Source organism: Microbacterium sp. LCT-H2, assembly GCF_001866135.1.
GTDB lineage: Bacteria > Actinomycetota > Actinomycetes > Actinomycetales > Microbacteriaceae > Microbacterium.
On sequence record NZ_MODW01000001.1, the window covers coordinates 115987 to 133704 of the forward strand.

The window sequence follows — 17718 nt, forward strand, 5'->3', positions numbered from 1 at the left end:
AGCAGAGGAGGCGGCAGTTCAGTCGCAGCCGCAGCCGCCGGCGGGGGTCTTCACCATGAAGCACACGTCGCACACGCCGTAGTCGCGCTCGACGGGCTTCGGGGCCGCGGGCGTGCGCGGGGCGGCGGGGGTGCGCGGCGTCGTGGAGCGCTTGGCCTTGACCGGGGCCTGCGGGGCGAACTCGCTCGGGTGCGTCACGTAGAAGTAGGGCGCGCGTCCCTCGCTGGGCTGCAGGCGGAGGCGGGTGGACCCGACGGTCACGACCTCGTCCTCCGTGAAGCCGTTGGTGTACGTGCGGCCGATGTGCAGCGCCGCCCCCTCGCGGCGGATCGCCTCGATGTACCGACCACGGTCGATCAGCGAGGTCACCCCCGCGGCCTCGACGATCTCGGTGATGAACGCATGGTTCACCGGATCGATGCGGTGGGCGCGGAGCGCCTCGGGAAGCGAGCGGTACGGACGGGAGGTGCCGGCGGGGGTCGGGCCCTGGACTTCATTCATCCCTTCCAGGATCGCACGGCGCAACCCCCTCCGCCGACCGCGGGCGTGCGTGCGAGACTGGCCGCATGGCACTCGCGACGATCATCGGATCCGGACCGAACGGCCTCGCCGCCGCCGTCTCCCTGGCCCGCGCCGGCTATCGGGTGCGCGTGGTCGAAGCCGCGGACACGGTCGGAGGCGGTCTGCGCACCCAGGAGGCCACCCTCCCGGGCTTCCGCCATGACGTCTGCTCGGCCGTCCACCCTGCGGCCGTGGCGTCGCCGTTCTTCCAGGCGTTCGGGCTCGACGAGCGGATCGAGTGGATCCGCCCCGAGATCTCGTTCGCCCATCCGCTGGACGGGGGCCGTGCCGCCATCGCCTGGCGCGACATCGAGCGCACCGCGGCCGAGCTCGGCATCGACGGCGACGCGTGGCTGCGCCGGCTCCGTCCCCTCAGCACCCACATCGACGGCGTCACGGACTTCACCGGGAACCAGCTCCTCCGCCTCCCGCAGGACCCGGTCACCGCGGTGCGCTACGCCATCCGCATGCTCGATCAGGGCACTCCCCTCGCACGGGCCGCCTTCCGCACGGAGGAAGCCGCCGCGCTCATGGCCGGAGTCGTCGCGCACGCGAACTCCCCGCAACCCACGCTCGCCGGCGCCGCCGCCGGACTGCTGCTCGCCGGACTCGCCCATGCCGGCGGCTGGCCCTACCCCCGCGGCGGCTCGCAGGCCATCGCCGACGCCCTCGTCGCCGATCTCGAAGACCACGGCGGCACGATCGAGACCGGGGTCCGCATCACCGACCTCGCCGCCCTGGACTGGGGCGACCCCGCCCGCGGCGACGTGCTCCTGCTCAACACCTCCCCCCGGCTCGCCCTCACCCACCCGGACGTCCCGGCGTCGTACGCCCGTGCGCTCCGCGGCTACCGCTACGGCGCCGCGGCGGCCAAGGTCGACTTCGCGCTCGACGGCCCGGTCCCGTGGACCAACGAGCTCGTACGGAGCGCACCGACCGTGCACGTGGCCGGGACGAGGGACGAGGTGTGGAACAGCGAGAACGCGGTCGCCGTCGGCCACGTGTCCGAGCGCCCCTACGTCCTGGCCGTCCAGCCGTCGGTCTTCGACCCCACCAGGGCACCCGACGGCAAGGCCGTGCTCTGGGCGTACATCCACGTGCCTAACGGCTCCGACCTCGACCCGACCGAGCTCATCACCGCGCAGGTCGAGCGGTTCGCGCCGGGGTTCCGCGACCGGATCCTCGCCCATCACGCGGTGCCGGCGTCCTCCCGTGAGGCGATCAACCCGGCCGAGATCGGCGGCGACATCTCCGGCGGCGTCTTCGACATACGTCAGGCTGTGCGCCGTCCCGTCCTCTCCCCCGCCCCGTGGCGGACGCCGATGCGCGGCGTGTACCTCGCGTCGTCCTCCACTCCGCCCGGGCCCGCGGTCAACGGCATGGCCGGATGGCACGCGGCACACACCGTGCTCCGCGACGCCGGCACGCCCGCCGAGCTGGACGACCTGTTCGGCTGACCCGGCCCTTTCCCCCGCTCGCCGCCCGGTCCAGGATGGGTGCATGCGCTACGAGATCCCGGCCCCCATGCTCGCGAAGGCCGTCGCGGCCGTCCCTGACCCCGACAAGACCCCGGGCGGGCTCCTCTACGAGCCGAAGTGGGACGGGTTCCGGGGGCTCATCGCCTGGGACGGCGAGACGGTCGAGATCGGGTCCCGCGGGGCGAAGCCCCTCACGCGCTACTTCCCGGAGCTCGTCGATGCGATCCCTGAGCTGCTGCCCGTGCCCTGCCTCCTCGACGGCGAGATCGTCGTGGCCACGGGTCCGCACGGCGCGCAGCGTCTGGACTGGGAGGCCCTCAGCCAGCGCATCCACCCTGCCGCCTCCCGGGTCGCCAAGCTCGCCGTCGAGACCCCGGCCCTGTTCATCGCCTTCGACCTGCTCGCCTCCGGGGAGGACGACCTGCGGGACCAGTCGTTCGAGACGCGGCGGGCCCGGCTGGAGACGCTCATGGAGTCCGTCGAGCACCCGCTGCACCTGACCAGGACCACCCGCGACCGGGACGCCGCCGTCCGCTGGCTCCAGGAGTTCGAGGGCGCGGGGCTCGACGGCGTCGTGGCCAAGCCGCTGGCGCAGCCGTACGCACCGGGGAAGCGCACCCTGTTCAAGATCAAGCACGCGCGGACCGCCGACGTCGTCGCCCTCGGCTACCGCATCCACAAGTCCGGCACCGGGGTCGGGTCGCTGCTCGTCGGGCTCTACGACGCCGAGGGGACCCTGCGTCAGGTCGGCGGGGTCGCGGCATGGAGCGACGCGAAGCGGAAGCAGCTCGTGGAGGAGCTCGCACCGTTGGTCGAGCGTGACGAGGACGGCGCGGCGGTGACCGGCGAGGGCGAGCGCTCGCGGTTCAGCGGGTCGAAGGATGTCTCGTTCGTGCGGCTTCGTCCTGAGCGGGTGCTGGAGGTGCGGTACGACCAGCTCGAGGGCGCCCGCTTCCGTCACACCGTGCAGTTCGAGCGGTGGCGGCCGGACCGCGACGCCCGCTCCTGCACGTACGACCAGCTCGACACCGTCGAGGGCTACGACCTCGCCGACGTCCTGAGCTGAGCCCGCTCAGTCGTCGACGGGGTTGCCGTCGGCGTCCCAGTTCGCGGCGTTCTTCTTGCTCGGCTGCACGCGCGGCGGCTCGCCCGGCATCTTCGGGAACTCCGGCGGGAAGGGCAGCTCCCCGAGGCCGTTCGCCGTGTCGCGCTCCCACCACTCCAGGAGCGTGTCGATGCGTCCGGGCTTCGCCTGCATGTCGGCCCACGGATCGCCGACGTCCGCCAGCCGCTGCGGGATGCTGCGCACGGTGAAGGCGCGCGGGTCGAGGTCGTCGAGCTCCTCCCAGTGCACGGGCGTCGCGACGGTCGCACCGGGGAGGGCGCGCGGACTGTAGGCACCGGCCATCGTGCGGTCGCGGTTGGCCTGATTGAAGTCGACGAAGAGGCGCTCGCCGCGCTCCTCCTTCCACCAGTTCGTCGTGACCCGTTCCGGCATCCGGCGCTCGAGCTCCCGGCCGGCGGCGATCACGGCATGCCGCACGTCGAGGAACTCGTGGGTCGGCTCGATCGGGGCGAAGACGTGCAGGCCCCGGTTGCCGCTCGTCTTCGCGAACGCCTCGAGGCCGGCCTCCCGCAGCACCTCCCGCAGGGCGTGGGCCGCGGGGACGGCCTCGGCGAAGCCGGTGCCCGGCTGCGGGTCGAGGTCGATCCGCAGCTCGACAGGGTTGTCGGAATCGGTCGCCAGCGACGCCCAGGGATGGAAGACGATGGTGTTCATCTGCACCGCCCACACGATCGCGCTGGTGCGGTTCAGGACGATCTGAGGATGGCGGCGGCCGCTGTTGTACGTCACGGTGACGGCATCGACGAAGTCCGGCGTGCCCTTGGGCGGGTTCTTCGAGAAGAATCCCTCCGGACGCGGTCCTCCGGCAGCCCCCACGCCGTCCCGGAAGCGCTCCAGGGACACCGGCCGGTTGCCGTTCGCCGAGAGGAATGGCACCGACACGAGCTGCACATACTCGGCGAGCTCGGCCTTGGTGATGCCGAGGTCGGGCCAGACGACGCGGTTCGGGCTGGAGAGCGCGACCTCACGCTCTCCGTCGGTGTCGGCGACGGTCAGGGTCACGCGTTCAGAGGCCATGCTCCGACCCTAGGGGGCGGTCACGACCCGCGGAACCCCTGGCGACTCCGGGTGTGCGCGCCGTCAGTCCTCGATCCGCACCGCGCGCACGAGCACCGGCGCGAGGGCGTCGCGCTCCACCACCATGGAGGGCCCCGCGGAATCGATGATGACGCCGGCCATCTCGGAGTGGCTCGACAGCACCTTCGCGAGCTGGTCCGGCTCGAACGGCAGTGGGCGGTCGCCCCGGCCGAGCGCGATGACCTCCAGCGGGTGCGAGAAGAGCTGGAGGAAGCGGCGGCCGTCGGCGGTCTGCGCCTCGGCGATGCCGACCTGCCCGGTGCCGGATCCGTCGTTCACGGCCACCCACATGCGCGTCGTGGCGAGAGCCTCGCCCACCTTGGCGGGCGAGTCCTGCTCCCGCGGTGCCGCGAGCAGGGACTTCACGGTCATGTCGACGTCGGCCTGCTCGAGCGTCTTCTGCAGGAGCTCGGTGGGGAACACCACACGATGCGGCGCGGACGCGTTGTCGATGATGAGGCCCGCGAAGTCACCGGACACGACCTGCTGCATGACCGAGGTCGTCGGCTGGGCGACAGCGGAGGTCGCGGACGGATCAGCTTCGAGCTGCACGGAATCCCGGACGGCGGCCGCCGAGCTGAACGCCAGCATGAACTGGCGCTCCCCGTCGCGGACCACGGCGACGGCCAGCGGCTTGCCCTCGCTGATCTGCGCGCGGGCATCGCCGTTCACGCGGATGTAGAGGTGCCCTTGGAGAGCCTGGCGGAGCACCCCGAGGAGCTGCTCGTTGGAGGCGCCCGCCTCGACCTGCGCCAGGGACTCGCGCAGGAGGACGTTGTCCTTCATGCCCGCCACGGTCTCGGTCTGCTCCGGCGGGAGCGCGGGAGCGAGCGGGAGCTTCCGCTCGGCCGCCGGTGCCGCAGGCTCCGCGGTGGGGCTGGGCGGCGTCGGCGCGGCAGCGGGCGCTGCGGCTGCCGCCGCGGCCTCCGGATCCGGAAGCGCGACCTCGGGCCCGGCTTCGGCGCCGACACCGCGGAACGCCTGAACCGAGATGCCGACGGTGGGCGATGCCTCGGCCGTCGACGCCTCCGACTCCTCGGTCGCCGTGCTCGCGTCCTCCTCGCTCTCGGTGGCCGGAGCGGCGGAGGGGGCGGGAGCGACGGCGTCGTCGCCGGACTTCTTGCGGCGGGAGAAGAGGGCCATGGGAGCCAGCCTAACCGTGTCTCCCCGCCCTCTCCGCCGCGACGTCAGAGCTTCTGGATCGGGGCGACCTTGATGAGCAGCTTCTTCTGCCCTGCCGTGTCGAACCGGACATGGGCGATGCGCTTGGCGCCTTCGCCAGTGACGGCGTCGACCCTTCCCTCGCCGAAGTCGTCGTGCCGGATGCGGTCACCGGCGGCGAGCTCGAGGTCGCCGTTGTCGCGCATCTTGGCGGTGACGCGGTTGGGGATCTTGTCCATCGCCGTCGAGAGCGGCTTGAGGGAGTCGCGGGGCAGGGCCTTCACGCCGAAGCGGTCGCCCGACCCACCGGAGCGACGGGCGTTCAGCGCACGCGACTGCATACCTCCGCGGGAGTTCACGTCGCCCGGGGACTGCCGCCAGTCGATGAGGGAGGCCGGGATCTCCTGCAGGAATCGGCTGGGCATGGCGACGGTCACCTCGCCGAACTGCGCGCGGGTCATCGCCAGGGACAGGTGCAGGCGCTTGCGGGCGCGGGTGATGCCCACGTAGAACAGGCGCCGCTCCTCCTGCGGGCCGCCGGGCTCTCCCGCCGAGATGCGGTGCGGGATGAGGTCTTCCTCGACGCCGGTGACGAAGACCGCGTCGTACTCCAGTCCCTTGGCGGTGTGCATAGTCATGAGCGAGACCGATCCGGACTCGTCGTCGAGGTCGTCCGCGTCGGAGACCAGCGCGACCTCGGTGAGGAAGTCGGTGATGGTGCCCTCGGGGTTGTTGCGCGCGAAGTCGCGGGTCACGGCCACGAACTCGTCGAGGTTCTCCACGCGGGCCTCGTCCTGCGGATCGCGGCTGGCGCGCAGCGCGTCGAGGTAGCCGCTCTTGGAGAGCAGCAGGCTGAGCCCGTCCGCCACGGAGGTGGGCGGCGGCACCTCCCCCGTCGGCGGCAGCATGATCGCCGTCGCCTCGGCGAGCACGGCGTCGAGCTGGGCGATGGCTGCCTGGATCTTCGGGCCGACGCCGAGCTGGCCGGGCAGCGACAGGGCATCGCGGAAGGAGATGCCGTGCTCCTCGGCGAAGCGGGCGATGGCGGTCTCGGTGACGTCGCCGATGCCGCGCCGGGGCTTGTTGAGGATGCGGCGGACCGCCATCTCGTCGGCGGGGTTCGCAACCGCGACGAGGTAGGCCAGCGCGTCCTTGATCTCGGCGCGCTCGTAGAACTTGGTGCCGCCCATGATCTTGTACGGCACGGCCGAGCGGATGAAGATCTCCTCCAGCGCACGGGACTGCGAGTTCGTGCGGTAGAAGACGGCCATCTCCGAGTACGGCATGCCCTTGCGGTGCAGCGCTTCGATCTCGTCGGCGACGAACTGGGCCTCGTCGTGCTGCGAGTAGCCGGTGAAGCCGATGATCCTGTCGCCCTCGCCGCGGTCGCTCCAGAGCTTCTTGTCCTTGCGGTCGAAGTTGTTGCCGATGACCGCGTTCGCCGCGGAGAGGATGTTCTGCGTCGAGCGGTAGTTCTGTTCGAGGAGCACGACCTTCGCTCCCGGGAAGTCGCGCTCGAACTCGCTGATGTTGCGGATGTCCGCACCGCGGAACGCGTAGATCGACTGATCCGAGTCGCCGACCACCGTCAGCGACGCCCCGGCCTCGCCGGCTCCCGGCGCCGGCTCGGGGTCAGGCTCGAAGATCATCATGCCGTTGGCGGCATACGGCTCCGGTGTCGAGCCGACGCCGGACACCGGCCGGGTGAGCTCGTGGATGAGCGCGTACTGGGCGTGGTTGGTGTCCTGGTACTCGTCGACGAGGATGTGGCGGAAGCGGCGGCGGTAGGTGTCGGCGACCTGGGGGAAGGCCCGGAACAGGTAGACCGTCTGTCCGATGAGGTCGTCGAAGTCGAAGGCGTTGGCCTTCTGGAGCTGCCGCTGGTAGTCGGCGAAGACCTCGACGAAGACGCGCTCAGCCGGGTCGCTCATGTTGGCCTGGCGCGCATAGGCCTCGGCATCGGAGAGCTCGTTCTTGAGCTTGGAGATGCGCCCCTGGACAGCCGCCGGGGTGAGCCCGTAGGCATCGGCCTCGTGCTCCTTGACCAGCCGCTTGAGGAGGGCGCGGGAGTCTCCGGAGTCGTAGATGGTGAAGTTCTTCGTGAACCCGAACTGCTGCGCCTCGCGGCGGAGGATGCGCACGCACGCGGAGTGGAACGTGGAGATCCACATGCCGCGCGCGGCGTCGCCGATCAGCCCCTCGACGCGCTCGCGCATCTCGCCGGCGGCCTTGTTGGTGAAGGTGATGGCGAGGATCTGGCTCGGCCACGCCTCGCGGCTGCGCAGGAGCGAGGCGATGCGGCGCGTGAGCACGCTCGTCTTGCCCGAGCCGGCACCGGCGACGATGAGCAGGGCGGGGCCGCGATACGTGACGGCCTCGAGCTGCTGGGGGTTGAGGCCGGCGAGGAGGTCGTCCTGCGCGGGGGCGCCGGAGGACTGCAGGCCGACGGATCCGGGGACGATGAGAGGGGCTTCGGTCATGACCTCTCGAGTCTAGGCGGCGGCACCGACATCGAGGTCCCGGCCTAACGGGTCTCGAGCGCCAGACGCCCCGCCAGCAGCACATACGTCGCCGCGAAGGAGCGCCGCAGCCACGCCATCACCTTCGGGCGGGTGAGGACGCGGGTGCGCATGGTCGCCGCGAAGACCCCGTACGCGGCGAACACGACGAAGGTGACCGCCATGAAGACCAGGCTCAGCACGATCATCTGCGCCGTGGCTCCGGTGCCTCCGGCGGCGACGAACTGCGGCAGGAAGGCGAAGAAGAAGATGGTCAGCTTCGGATTCAGGAGGTTGAGGAGGACGGCAGTGCGGATGATCCGCCACGACGACACGGGCACGGCGTCCTCCTCCGCCGACATCAGCGCAGTGTCCCGCAGCGTCCGCCACGCGAGGTACAGCAGGTAGGCGACACCGAACCACTTGATGACCTCGAAGGCGACGGCGGAGGCGTGCAGGATCGCGGCCAGACCGGTGATCGCGGCGATCATGTGCGGGACGACCCCCAGCGTGCAGCCGAGGGCGGCGACGACGCCGGCCCTCGCCCCCTGGGAGATCCCGATCGCCACCGAGTACACCGCCCCGGTTCCCGGGGTGGCGACGACCACCAGGGTCGTGAGGAGGAATGCGATGCTCATGCGGCCCTTCCGTCGCGGCGGTCGGTCCGCGTGTCCTGTCTACCGGCTCGACGCGCGACGCGCATCCCCCCTTCTTCCGCTCAGGCGATGCGGGTGCCCGGCGGCAGCCGTCGCGCGGGCGTCCGAGTGCGGGCCCACGCTCCCGCGAACAGTGCCCCGGCGAGCACCACCTGCACGCCGAGCCCGACGAACCAGCTCGGCACGGTCTCGTCGATCACCTGCTCGGCCGTCTGCGAACCGCTCTCCGGATCGCAGTCGTCCCAGCGCTGCTCCAGCGGCGAGAGCTGCGCGCTGCGGACGCCCCACTTGATCTGCCCGTACAGATCGACCGGATAGCCGTCCGTGCTGAACTCGGTGGGGGTGGCATCAGCCAGCACGACGAACGGGTTGGCGGCGAGCGCCCACCACACGAGGTCGAACCGCGGCGCCTCGTACGTGTACTCCTCCCAGCTCTCGCAGTCCACGTTGCCGTTGCTGTCGTAGGGGCGGCTGTAGCTCGTCGCCTCGCTGCGCACCGCCAGGCCGCCGAGCGCGAAGACGATGATCGTGCCGATGACGAGCGCGGAGACCACGAGGTAGGTGGACGCGACGGAGAACAGCGGCCGGGCGATGAGGCCGCTCAGGCCGACGCCGATCGCGGCGACGATGATGATCTCGACGGCGAGGATGAGCAGCGCCACGAACAGCACGATCGGATCGGTCCCGCCCGCCAGCAGCGACGCCGCGAGGAAGGGAACCGCCACCAGGAGGAACGCGCCGCCCGTCGCGATCGCCGCGAGCAGCTTGCCCAGCATGATGTCGCCGGTCGACGCCGCGGTGACCTGGATCGGCGCGAGCGTGGCCGCCTCCCGGTCGCCGTTGATGGCGTTGCCGCTGAGCGTGGGAGAGACGAGCACGACGAGCAGCAGGACCACGTTGACGACGATGGACGACACGCCCGCCCCCACGTCCTCCCCCCAGGAGTACACGGCGAACGACAGGCCGGTGACGCCGAGGAGCACCAGTGCGAAGATGCCGAGGAGCACGTACCAGCCGACGCTCCGCAGCCGCTGGGTCAGTTCCAGGCGCGCGATGACGCCGATGTTCGCGAGACTCATGCTCCCGCCTCCGTTCCGTGGGGTGCCGCAGGCGGCGGGGGCGGCGGGGTCGTCCCCGCGGGCGGGTGCGGGTGCCGGAGCGCGAGGAACGTATGCTCCAGATCGCTCTGCGCGGGCGCGAACTCCGCGACCGGCAGCCCCGCCTCCACGAGGAGGCGCAGTGACTGGGCGGCGTCATCCTCCCCGGGGAAGCCGACGAGGACGGCGCCGCGGTCCACGGCGAGGGACTCGGGAGCCCGTCCGAGGGCCGAGGCGACCTGCCAGGTGTCCGCGTTCAGACGCTCCGCGGTCGCGCCGGCAAGCCGCACCCGCCACGCGCGGACCGTGCTCTGCGCCGGAGCGGCGTCCACGACGGCCCCGCCGACGAGGAAGACGGCGTCGTCGACGACCTCTTCCAGCTCGGACAGCACGTGGCTGGAGATGAGGACCGTGCGCCCTTCGGCCGCGAAGCGGCGCAGCAGCACCCGCAGCTGCACGCGGGCCTCGGGATCGAGGCCGGACGCCGGCTCGTCGAGAAGCAGCACCTGCGGGTCGTGGACGAGAGCGCGGGCGAGGCCGAGCTTCTGCTTCTGCCCACGGGAGAGCACCTTCGCGGCGGAATCAGCGAGCTCCCCCAGACCGACGAGACCGAGAAGGTGCTGCGCCCGCCGCTCCGCGTCCGCGCGGTCGATCCCGTAGAGCCGGGCCGTGGTCACGATCGTCTCGCGGGCGGTGAGGGAGGGCCAGGCGCCGAGGGCATCCGGCATCCACCCCAGCACGCGACGGGCGGCGAGCGGGTCGGCTTCGGGGTCGATGCCGCCGATGCGGATCGACCCGCTGTCGGGGGCGAGCAACGAGGCGAGCATCAGGAGCAGCGTCGTCTTGCCCGCGCCGTTCGGGCCCACCAGACCCGTCACCCTTCCCGCCTCTGCGCGCAACGTGGCCCCTCGCACGGCCTGCACGTCCCCGAACGCCCTGCTGACGTCATCCACCACTATTCCGGTCATGCGGTCAGTCTGGCATCGCGGGGCGCGAGCGCCGGGGACCTCCGGGCTGATGCCCAGCCGTGCCGCGCCGCGGGTGACACAATCGCTGTATGCGCACGATCCTCAACATCATCTGGGTCATCCTCGCGGGCTGGGCGCTCTTCCTCGGCTACGTGCTGGCCGGCCTGCTGCTGTGCATCCCGATCATCACGGTCCCCTGGGCCATCGCCTCGTTCCGCATCGCCGCCTACGCCATCTGGCCGTTCGGCCGCGAGGTCGTCAGCAAGCCGACGGCCGGCGTCGGGTCGTTCCTCGGGAACGTGCTCTGGGTCATCCTCGCGGGGTGGTGGCTCGCGCTCGGCCACATCGTGTCGGGACTCGCGCTGTGCATCACCATCATCGGCATCCCCATGGGCATCGCCGACTTCAAAATGGTCCCGGTGTCGCTCATGCCGCTCGGCAAGGAGATCGTCTCCACTCGTCAGGGCGCGTTCGACCGCACGCTCTGACGCCGGCGGGTCAGCCGCGGAAGAACGCGACGCCGAGGTCGGGGTGGTCGACGAAGACGCCATCCACGCCCTGCCGGGCGATCACGCCCCACTCGGCCTCGTAGTGCCCGAACGCGCTCTTGCCTCCCGGTCCGCGGTAGGGCGCCGCGAGGAAGGCGTTCTCCGGGCGGCAGGTCCACGCGAAGACGGTCAGGCCGCGGGCGTGCGCATCGGCGACCAGCGTCGTGCCCGGCACCAGGAGCATCTTCTTGTCGACGCTGATCCCGTCGATCCGACCGACCAGGCGGTCCAGATTCCCGGGGGTCACGGTCTCCGGGTAGCTCAGGACCTTCGCCCCCTCGGCGACGAGGAGGTCGTACGGCTGTCCCGCCGCCTCGATGAGGTAGACGAAGCTCGCGTCGACGCCCGCGGCGCGGAGCTGCCCGAGCACGGTCGACTCGAAGCTCTCCACGATCAGCGGCAGCTCCCCCGCCGCCCACCCGGCGTCGCGCAGCTCCCGCGCGATGAGGGGCGCGAGGTCGAGTCCGATGCGTGCGAAATGCGTGGCGTGCTTCACCTCGAGCACGACGCCGATCGGCCGGCCCTGCTCCTGTGCTGCCGCCCGCACGAGGTCGAGGACGTCGCGCAGGCGCAGGATCGGCTCCGTGCCGTCGCAGGAGGCGCTGGATGCCCGGAGCTTCGGGAGCCGTTCCCGGCAGCGCAGCGTGGACAGCTCCGCCCAGGTGAAGTCCTCCGTGAACCAGCCGGTCAGTGCGGCACCGTCCACGCGCCTCGTCGTGCGGCGATCCGCGAACTCCGGGTGATCGGCGACGTCCGTGGTGCCGGAGATCTCGTTCTCGTGCCGCACGACCAGGACGCCGTCCTGGGTGGCGACCACGTCCGGCTCGACCGCGTCGACCCCCGTCGCGAGAGCGAGCTCGTAGGACGAACGGGTGTGCTCCGGTCGGTGGCCCGGGGCACCGCGGTGCCCGATGACGAGCGGGGATTTGCTGGGCACGCTCACAGCGTAAGGCACCCCGGGAGTGTCGCCTCACGGGTATCGTGGAGGAAAGCGACCTACGACCCCCCTTTTGGAGTGAGGCCCACCTGATGAGCAACTTCGCTTTCAACAATCCTGCTTTCCAGCAGCAGGACCCGCGCAACGTCGCGACCTACCCGGGTGCGCCCCAGGGCGCTCAGGGCGCGCAGGCCGCGTCGCTCCAGCACGGCGCGATGGATGCCGCCGCCAACGCACAGCTCGAGGGCATGTACGCCGCTCCCGCCGCAGGCGCGCTCGAGACCGACCGGATGTCCGTCGAAGACACCGTGTGGAAGACCGCCGGCCTCTTCGGCATCCTCCTCGTCACCGCCGTCGTCGGCTGGGTGCTGACGCTCGGCGGCCTCGACGTGCCGCGCTACGACCCGTACAACCCCGCCGCCGTCAACGTGCTGCCCTGGGCCCTCGGGGCGCTCGGCGGCTTCGTGCTGGCGATGGTCATCACCTTCACCTCGCGCAAGAAGGTCCGCCCCGCGCTGATCTTCGCCTACGCGGCCTTCGAGGGTCTCTTCATCGGCGGCATCTCGGCGTTCTTCGAGGTCCGCTGGCCCGGCATCGTCTTCCAGGCGACGCTCGCGACCGTCTCGGTCGTCGGCGTGACTCTCGCCCTCTTCGCGAGCGGCAAGATCCGCGCCTCGAAGAAGGCCACGAAGATCTTCATGATCGCGATGATCGGCTACCTGGTCTTCTCGCTCCTGAACCTCGTTCTCATGTGGACCGGCGTCAACACCAACGCGTTCGGCATGCTCAGCCAGCCGATCATGGGCATTCCGCTCGGCCTCATCATCGGTGTCCTCGTCGTGATCATGGCGGCCTACTCGCTGGTGCTCGACTTCGACCAGATCCAGCAGGGCGTCCGCAACGGCGCTCCCCGCAAGTACGGCTGGCTCGGCGGCTTCGGCATCATGGTCACCGTCGTCTGGCTGTACGTCGAGATCCTTCGGATCATCGCCATCGCCCGCGGCAACAACTGACGCGCGACCCGTCGCGACGAGAGGCCCGTCTCCCTGGGAGGCGGGCCTCTTGCCATATCCGGGAGGGAGCGCGCAAGGGGTTGGCACGCGATTCCGCGGCCGGGCACAGTAGGTGTCACGAAGCCCCGGCACCCCGGGGCTCCTGACCCAAGGAGCTGACCATGAGTTTTCTCGGCTTTCTTCTTCTCGGCCTCATCGCCGGAGCCATCGCCAAGCTGATCCTGCCCGGTAAGCAGGGCGGCGGATGGTTCATCACCCTGCTGCTCGGCGTCGTCGGCGCCCTGCTCGGCGGCTGGCTCGGCAGCCTGATCCTCAACCGTCCGCTCACCGAGTTCTGGGACCTCGGCACCTGGCTCCTCGCCATCGGCGGTTCGATCATCGTGCTGCTGATCTACGGCCTCATCGCCGGCCGCGGCCAGCGGGTCAACGACTGACGCAGACCCCCCTCGACGCGCCCCGCGTCACCCACGCCCGTCCCTCACGGCTGCGAGAGCATCCGTGAGGGGCGGGTCTTTTCGTGCCGCGGACGGTCAGCTCGCCGTTCCCCGCGCCTTGCGCTCCAGGAGTCCGCGCTCACGGTCGTTGCCGGCCAGCCCCGCGGCCACGGCGAACTCGCTGCGTGCCTCGCTCTCCCGGCCGAGTCGGCGCAGCAGCTCGCCCCGCGTGGCCGGGAGCAGGTGGTAGCCGCGCAGCGCCCCGGACGCAGCCAGCTCATCGAGCATCTTCAGCGCGGAAGCGGGCCCGGTCGCCATGGCCACGGCGGCCGCGCGATTGAGCTCCACCACCGGGGACGGGGTGAGCCGGCCGAGCGCCTCGTAGAGGACGACGATGCGATCCCAGTCGGTCTCCTCCACGGACGGCGCGACGGCATGGCATTCGGCGATGGCGGCCTGCAGACTGTACGGCCCGCGTCCACGGCCGAGCCCGTCCGCCCGCGCCAGTGCCGCTCTCCCCCGCGCGATGCGGCTGCGGTCCCACCGCCGACGGTCCTGATCGGCGAGCAGCACCGGGTCCCCGTTCCGGTCGGTCCGTGCGGGGAAGCGTGCGGCCGTGAGCTCCAGGAGCGCGAGCAGACCGTGCACCTCCGGTTCGCGAGGCTGCAGCGCGGCGAGCACCCTGGCGAGCCGGATGGCCTCGTCGCTCAGTTCCGGCCGCATCCACTCCGGACCGCTGCTGGCCGCGTGCGCTTCGTTGAAGATGAGGTAGAGCACCCCGAGGACCGCGCCGAGCCGCGCCGCATGCTCCTCCCGCGGCGGCACCTCGAACGGCGCGTGTGCCGCCGCCAGCGTCTTCTTCGCGCGCACGATCCGCTGTTGCACGGTCGCCGTGGGGACCAGGAAGGCGCGGGCGATCTCCTCGCTCGACAGCCCGCCGACGACCCGCAGCGTCAACACGACCTGCGCCTCCCGAGAGAGGACCGGGTGGCACGCGATGAAGAGGAGGCGCAGCACATCGTCGTCCACGGCATCCGGGTCCCACGGCAGCTCGTGGCCCTCCGCCTGCTCCTGTTCGAGGTCGTGCGCGATCAGCGCGAGACGGTCGTCCAGCCGCTCGCGGCGTCGCCATCCGTCCACCGCCTTCCGCTTCGCCACGGCTGTGAGCCACGCGGCGGGGTTCCGCGGGACGCCCTCGGCGGGCCATTGCCGCAGCGCGGCGACCAAGGCCTCCTGCGCGAGGTCCTCCGCCAGGCCGAAGTCGCCGACCATCCGCGTCAGCGTGCCGACGATGCGCGCGGCTTCGATTCGCCACACGGCCGCGACGGCCCGCTCGGCCGCCTCCTGCGCGGAGGCGGCCGAGTTCGCCACGGGGTCGAACGAGCCGTCCATCAGCGGAGCGTCGTCACGCCTGCTCGGCGCGGCGGGCCTGCTCCTCCCGCCAGCCCGCCTCCTTCTCGATCCACTCGTTGTCGGCGGGGAAGTCCTCCGGGCCGGTCACCCGGCGCACCTCGAGGAACGATCCCGCTCCGAGCGGCGCCCGGCTCGCCCACTCCGCGGCCTCCTCGCGCGAGGAGACCTCGATGATCCAGAAGCCGTTGAAGAGCTCCTTCGTCTCCCCGTAGGGGCCGTCCGTGATCAGCGGCTTCTCGGCGCTGAAGTCGACGACGAAGCCCTCCGCCGCGTCGGTCAGGCCCTCCCCAGCGACGAGGACGCCCGCCTTCATCATCGACTCGTTGTAACGACCCATCGCCTCGATGACCTGCTCGAAGGGCATCTCCTGGTAGGCCGCCACCACGTCGTCGGTCGCGCGCATGATGAGCATGAACTTCATGATGTTCTCCTTGTTCCGAAGGGCCGTTCCTCGACCCTCTCATCACAGACGTCGAACGGGAACGGCGGAGATCGACATCGGGCGAAAAATTCCTCCCGGTCTTCTGCCGAGAGCCGCATCGGCATAGAGTTTCAGTTCAACCCCTTTCAGTGGAAATTCTTTTCCAGATCGAACGAGGACTCGATGAAGAGACGCATCGCCGCCACCGCCGCGGCCGCCCTGCTCCTGCTGGCGCTCCCCACGACCGCCGGAGCGGCCCCCGACGAGGAGCCGCTCACCCGGTACGTCAAGGACACCTCCGGCGCCTATGGCTACGGCACGGAGCCCGTGTACACCTATCCGGGATCCGGCGAGCAGGTCGCCATTCCCACGACGCTGACCCCGGAGAACCGCCGCTTCTCCAGTGCCTGGGTCGGCACGATCGGCAACCTGAACTTCGGCAAGCCCGCGGATGCGGCGGACTTCGACGCCCGCTACGCGACGGTGCTCGACGACTTCGCCTCCTGGAACATGAACGCCGTGATCTTCCAGGTGCGTCCGCTGCTGGACGCGTACTACCCCTCGGCGCTCAACCCGTGGTCCGAGTTCCTCACCGGCACCCAGGGCGCCGATCCCGGGTACGACCCGCTGCAGCGCATGGTGGAGGCCACGCACGCGCGCGGCATGGAGTTCCACGCCTGGTTGAACCCCTATCGCGTGACCAACGCGAAGATGACCTCGCCGGGGATCCTCACGGCCCTCGGGCTCACCGCGGACGAGGTGAAAGCGCTCTCGATCCCGCAGTACATCGCGGCATTGAACGACGCCGGCATCCTCGCCGACGACAACTTCGCCGTGCAGCACCCCGACTGGGTGCTGTCCTTCGAGGAGAAGCTGTTCCTGGACCCGGGCCAGCCCGAGGTTCCCGCGTACGTCGCGGCCACCGTCGCCGAGATCACGGAGAACTACGACGTCGACGCCATCCACTTCGACGACTACTTCTACCCGTACCGGATCACCGTCGACGGCCAGAACGTGTTCTTCGGCGCGCAGGGCGAGGACCGCGCGACGTTCGAGGAGTTCGGCCTCACGGCGGGCTATCCCGACACCGTCGCCGGCATCGAGGCGTGGCGGCGCGACAACATCACGGGTCTGATCACCCTCGTCGGCGACGCGATCGACGCCGGCAACGCGGCGCGCGGCACTGCCGTGCAGCTCGGCATCAGCCCGTTCGGGATCTGGGAGCACAAGGCGCTCGACCCGGCCGGGTCCCACACGCCGACGAGTTCGTCGCAGACGTACAGCCAGGCGATCTTCGCCGACACCCGCGGGTGGGTGCAGGACGAGCTGATCGACTACATCGTGCCGCAGATCTACTGGAGCTTCGATCAGGCCGCCGCCCCCTACGGGGAGCTCGCGCAGTGGTGGAGCGACGTGGCAGCAGGCAGCCGCACCCAGGTCTATGTCGGCCACGCGCTCTACAAGCACGTCAACAACGGGGGCTGGGAGCAGGCCTGGATGAACCCGGAGGAGGTGCCGAACCAGATCCGGTACAACCAGAAGCTCGACGGCATCGAGGGCAGCGTCCTGTTCAGCTACAACGACATGAAGCCGAGCGACCTGGCCGCTCTGCCCGCGGATCAGCAGCCCAAGCACGAGGCCAAGAACGCCGCGATCGAGCTCCTCGAGGGCGAGGCCTTCGCCCACCCCACGCTCGTTCCGGCCAAGCCCTGGCTCTCGGACGGACAGGTGGCCGCCCCAGCGGCACCCGAGATCGTCGACGGCGAGCTCCGCTGGCAGGCCGGGGACGCGCAAGAGGCCCGCCAGTATGCGATCTATCGCGGAACCGGTGATCCGGCGCAGATCGTCGCCACGCCGGGCGCACTGGTGGACACGGTCTGGGCAGGCGGCGCGGCGTCGCTCCGCTTCCCCCTCCCCGCCGACGATGCCCCCGCCGCCGCGCGCGCCGCGACGGAGACCTGGGTGGTGACCGCGTTGGATGCCGCCGCCGTCGAGAGTGGACCGGTGGCTGTCGCCGTGGACGAGCCGGTGGACCCGACCGATCCGGGCACTCCGACGGATCCGACCGGACCGACGGACCCCGGCAGCCCGTCGAACCCGGGCGCTGCGGGTGAGGACGGCGTCACGGCACCCGGGAGCGGGGCCACGCGTGGCGAGCGCGGTGATCTCGCGACGACGGGTGGCGATGCCCCCATCGTCGCTCTGCTGCTGGGCGGCCTGCTGCTGGCTGCCGGCGCCGTCACCACGGTCGTGGCCGCGCGCAGACGCCGCACGCGATGACGCCAGCGACCGCCGGGAGTCGCTCGCGACCTCCCGGCGGTCGCGACGGT

At 71.0% G+C, this 17718-nt stretch carries 16 protein-coding genes; 6 read left to right on the forward strand and 10 right to left on the reverse strand.

The genetic code is table 11. The features are described from left to right. Nucleotides 1-18: 18 nt before the first annotated feature. Nucleotides 19-501, reverse strand: coding sequence for a hypothetical protein (locus BK819_RS00505; RefSeq protein WP_025103767.1), 483 nt, complete (start codon nt 499-501; stop codon nt 19-21). Nucleotides 502-566: 65 nt separating this feature from the next. On the opposite strand from BK819_RS00505, the gene BK819_RS00510 reads away from it, so the two are divergent. Both BK819_RS00510 and BK819_RS00515 read left to right on the forward strand, forming a co-directional pair. Beyond that, entirely contained in the window at nt 567-2018 is a 1452-nt protein-coding gene (locus tag BK819_RS00510; protein WP_071327453.1) for an NAD(P)/FAD-dependent oxidoreductase, read from the forward strand. Between the two features lie 43 nt (nt 2019-2061). Then, nucleotides 2062-3105 (forward strand): ATP-dependent DNA ligase, encoded by a 1044-nt coding sequence (locus BK819_RS00515; RefSeq protein ID WP_025103765.1) that lies wholly within the window; start codon nt 2062-2064, stop codon nt 3103-3105. A gap of 6 nt (nt 3106-3111) precedes the next feature. Here BK819_RS00515 and ligD read toward each other — a convergent pair whose 3' ends face one another. From ligD to BK819_RS00545, 6 genes are all read right to left on the reverse strand, one after another. Continuing rightward, nucleotides 3112-4182, reverse strand: coding sequence for a non-homologous end-joining DNA ligase (gene ligD / locus BK819_RS00520; protein WP_071327454.1), 1071 nt, complete (start codon nt 4180-4182; stop codon nt 3112-3114). Nucleotides 4183-4245: 63 nt separating this feature from the next. Continuing rightward, complete coding sequence (locus BK819_RS00525; protein WP_071327455.1) at nt 4246-5385, reverse strand: SseB family protein; 1140 nt, start codon at nt 5383-5385, stop codon at nt 4246-4248. Nucleotides 5386-5429: 44 nt separating this feature from the next. Beyond that, complete coding sequence (locus BK819_RS00530; RefSeq protein ID WP_071327456.1) at nt 5430-7883, reverse strand: ATP-dependent helicase; 2454 nt, start codon at nt 7881-7883, stop codon at nt 5430-5432. Between the two features lie 44 nt (nt 7884-7927). Then, complete coding sequence (locus BK819_RS00535; RefSeq protein WP_071327457.1) at nt 7928-8539, reverse strand: LysE family translocator; 612 nt, start codon at nt 8537-8539, stop codon at nt 7928-7930. Nucleotides 8540-8619: 80 nt separating this feature from the next. After that, a complete protein-coding gene (locus BK819_RS00540; RefSeq protein ID WP_071327458.1) occupies nt 8620-9636 on the reverse strand; it encodes an ABC transporter permease in 1017 nt (338 codons plus the stop codon). Beyond that, nucleotides 9633-10622 (reverse strand): ABC transporter ATP-binding protein, encoded by a 990-nt coding sequence (locus BK819_RS00545; RefSeq protein WP_071327459.1) that lies wholly within the window; start codon nt 10620-10622, stop codon nt 9633-9635. Before BK819_RS00545 ends, BK819_RS00540 begins: the two co-directional genes overlap by 4 nt. Nucleotides 10623-10711: 89 nt before the next feature. Between BK819_RS00545 and BK819_RS00550 the strand changes: the two genes are divergently transcribed. Next, nucleotides 10712-11110: a YccF domain-containing protein gene (locus BK819_RS00550; RefSeq protein ID WP_071327460.1), complete on the forward strand. Its 399-nt coding sequence runs from the start codon at nt 10712-10714 to the stop codon at nt 11108-11110. 10 nt (nt 11111-11120) lie between these two features. Here the strand turns inward: BK819_RS00550 and BK819_RS00555 are convergent, their stop codons facing one another. Then, nucleotides 11121-12107 (reverse strand): glycerophosphodiester phosphodiesterase family protein, encoded by a 987-nt coding sequence (locus BK819_RS00555; RefSeq protein ID WP_071327461.1) that lies wholly within the window; start codon nt 12105-12107, stop codon nt 11121-11123. Nucleotides 12108-12199: 92 nt separating this feature from the next. On the opposite strand from BK819_RS00555, the gene BK819_RS00560 reads away from it, so the two are divergent. Together BK819_RS00560 and BK819_RS00565 are read left to right on the forward strand one after the other, a co-directional pair. After that, complete coding sequence (locus BK819_RS00560; RefSeq protein WP_071327462.1) at nt 12200-13120, forward strand: Bax inhibitor-1/YccA family protein; 921 nt, start codon at nt 12200-12202, stop codon at nt 13118-13120. A 161-nt stretch (nt 13121-13281) separates the two neighbouring features. After that, nucleotides 13282-13554, forward strand: coding sequence for a GlsB/YeaQ/YmgE family stress response membrane protein (locus BK819_RS00565; protein WP_025103755.1), 273 nt, complete (start codon nt 13282-13284; stop codon nt 13552-13554). A gap of 96 nt (nt 13555-13650) precedes the next feature. Here the strand turns inward: BK819_RS00565 and BK819_RS00570 are convergent, their stop codons facing one another. Both BK819_RS00570 and BK819_RS00575 read right to left on the reverse strand, forming a co-directional pair. After that, nucleotides 13651-14946, reverse strand: a complete 1296-nt coding sequence (locus tag BK819_RS00570; RefSeq protein ID WP_071327463.1) for an RNA polymerase sigma factor — start codon at nt 14944-14946, stop codon at nt 13651-13653. Between the two features lie 13 nt (nt 14947-14959). Then, complete coding sequence (locus BK819_RS00575; protein ID WP_071327464.1) at nt 14960-15388, reverse strand: YciI family protein; 429 nt, start codon at nt 15386-15388, stop codon at nt 14960-14962. A gap of 183 nt (nt 15389-15571) precedes the next feature. Between BK819_RS00575 and BK819_RS00580 the strand changes: the two genes are divergently transcribed. Next, nucleotides 15572-17668 (forward strand): family 10 glycosylhydrolase, encoded by a 2097-nt coding sequence (locus BK819_RS00580; protein ID WP_071327465.1) that lies wholly within the window; start codon nt 15572-15574, stop codon nt 17666-17668. Nucleotides 17669-17718: the final 50 nt, after the last annotated feature.

What these genes read in the sequence shown, in the direction of transcription:
- BK819_RS00505 (WP_025103767.1), bottom strand. Translation starts at nt 501, where the DNA reads ATGAATGAAGTCCAGGGCCCGACCCCCGCCGGCACCTCCCGTCCGTAC.
- BK819_RS00510 (WP_071327453.1), top strand. Translation starts at nt 567, where the DNA reads ATGGCACTCGCGACGATCATCGGATCCGGACCGAACGGCCTCGCCGCC.
- BK819_RS00515 (WP_025103765.1), top strand. Translation starts at nt 2,062, where the DNA reads ATGCGCTACGAGATCCCGGCCCCCATGCTCGCGAAGGCCGTCGCGGCC.
- ligD (WP_071327454.1), bottom strand. Translation starts at nt 4,182, where the DNA reads ATGGCCTCTGAACGCGTGACCCTGACCGTCGCCGACACCGACGGAGAG.
- BK819_RS00525 (WP_071327455.1), bottom strand. Translation starts at nt 5,385, where the DNA reads ATGGCCCTCTTCTCCCGCCGCAAGAAGTCCGGCGACGACGCCGTCGCT.
- BK819_RS00530 (WP_071327456.1), bottom strand. Translation starts at nt 7,883, where the DNA reads ATGACCGAAGCCCCTCTCATCGTCCCCGGATCCGTCGGCCTGCAGTCC.
- BK819_RS00535 (WP_071327457.1), bottom strand. Translation starts at nt 8,539, where the DNA reads ATGAGCATCGCATTCCTCCTCACGACCCTGGTGGTCGTCGCCACCCCG.
- BK819_RS00540 (WP_071327458.1), bottom strand. Translation starts at nt 9,636, where the DNA reads ATGAGTCTCGCGAACATCGGCGTCATCGCGCGCCTGGAACTGACCCAG.
- BK819_RS00545 (WP_071327459.1), bottom strand. Translation starts at nt 10,622, where the DNA reads ATGACCGGAATAGTGGTGGATGACGTCAGCAGGGCGTTCGGGGACGTG.
- BK819_RS00550 (WP_071327460.1), top strand. Translation starts at nt 10,712, where the DNA reads ATGCGCACGATCCTCAACATCATCTGGGTCATCCTCGCGGGCTGGGCG.
- BK819_RS00560 (WP_071327462.1), top strand. Translation starts at nt 12,200, where the DNA reads ATGAGCAACTTCGCTTTCAACAATCCTGCTTTCCAGCAGCAGGACCCG.
- BK819_RS00565 (WP_025103755.1), top strand. Translation starts at nt 13,282, where the DNA reads ATGAGTTTTCTCGGCTTTCTTCTTCTCGGCCTCATCGCCGGAGCCATC.
- BK819_RS00570 (WP_071327463.1), bottom strand. Translation starts at nt 14,946, where the DNA reads ATGGACGGCTCGTTCGACCCCGTGGCGAACTCGGCCGCCTCCGCGCAG.
- BK819_RS00575 (WP_071327464.1), bottom strand. Translation starts at nt 15,388, where the DNA reads ATGAAGTTCATGCTCATCATGCGCGCGACCGACGACGTGGTGGCGGCC.
- BK819_RS00580 (WP_071327465.1), top strand. Translation starts at nt 15,572, where the DNA reads ATGAAGAGACGCATCGCCGCCACCGCCGCGGCCGCCCTGCTCCTGCTG.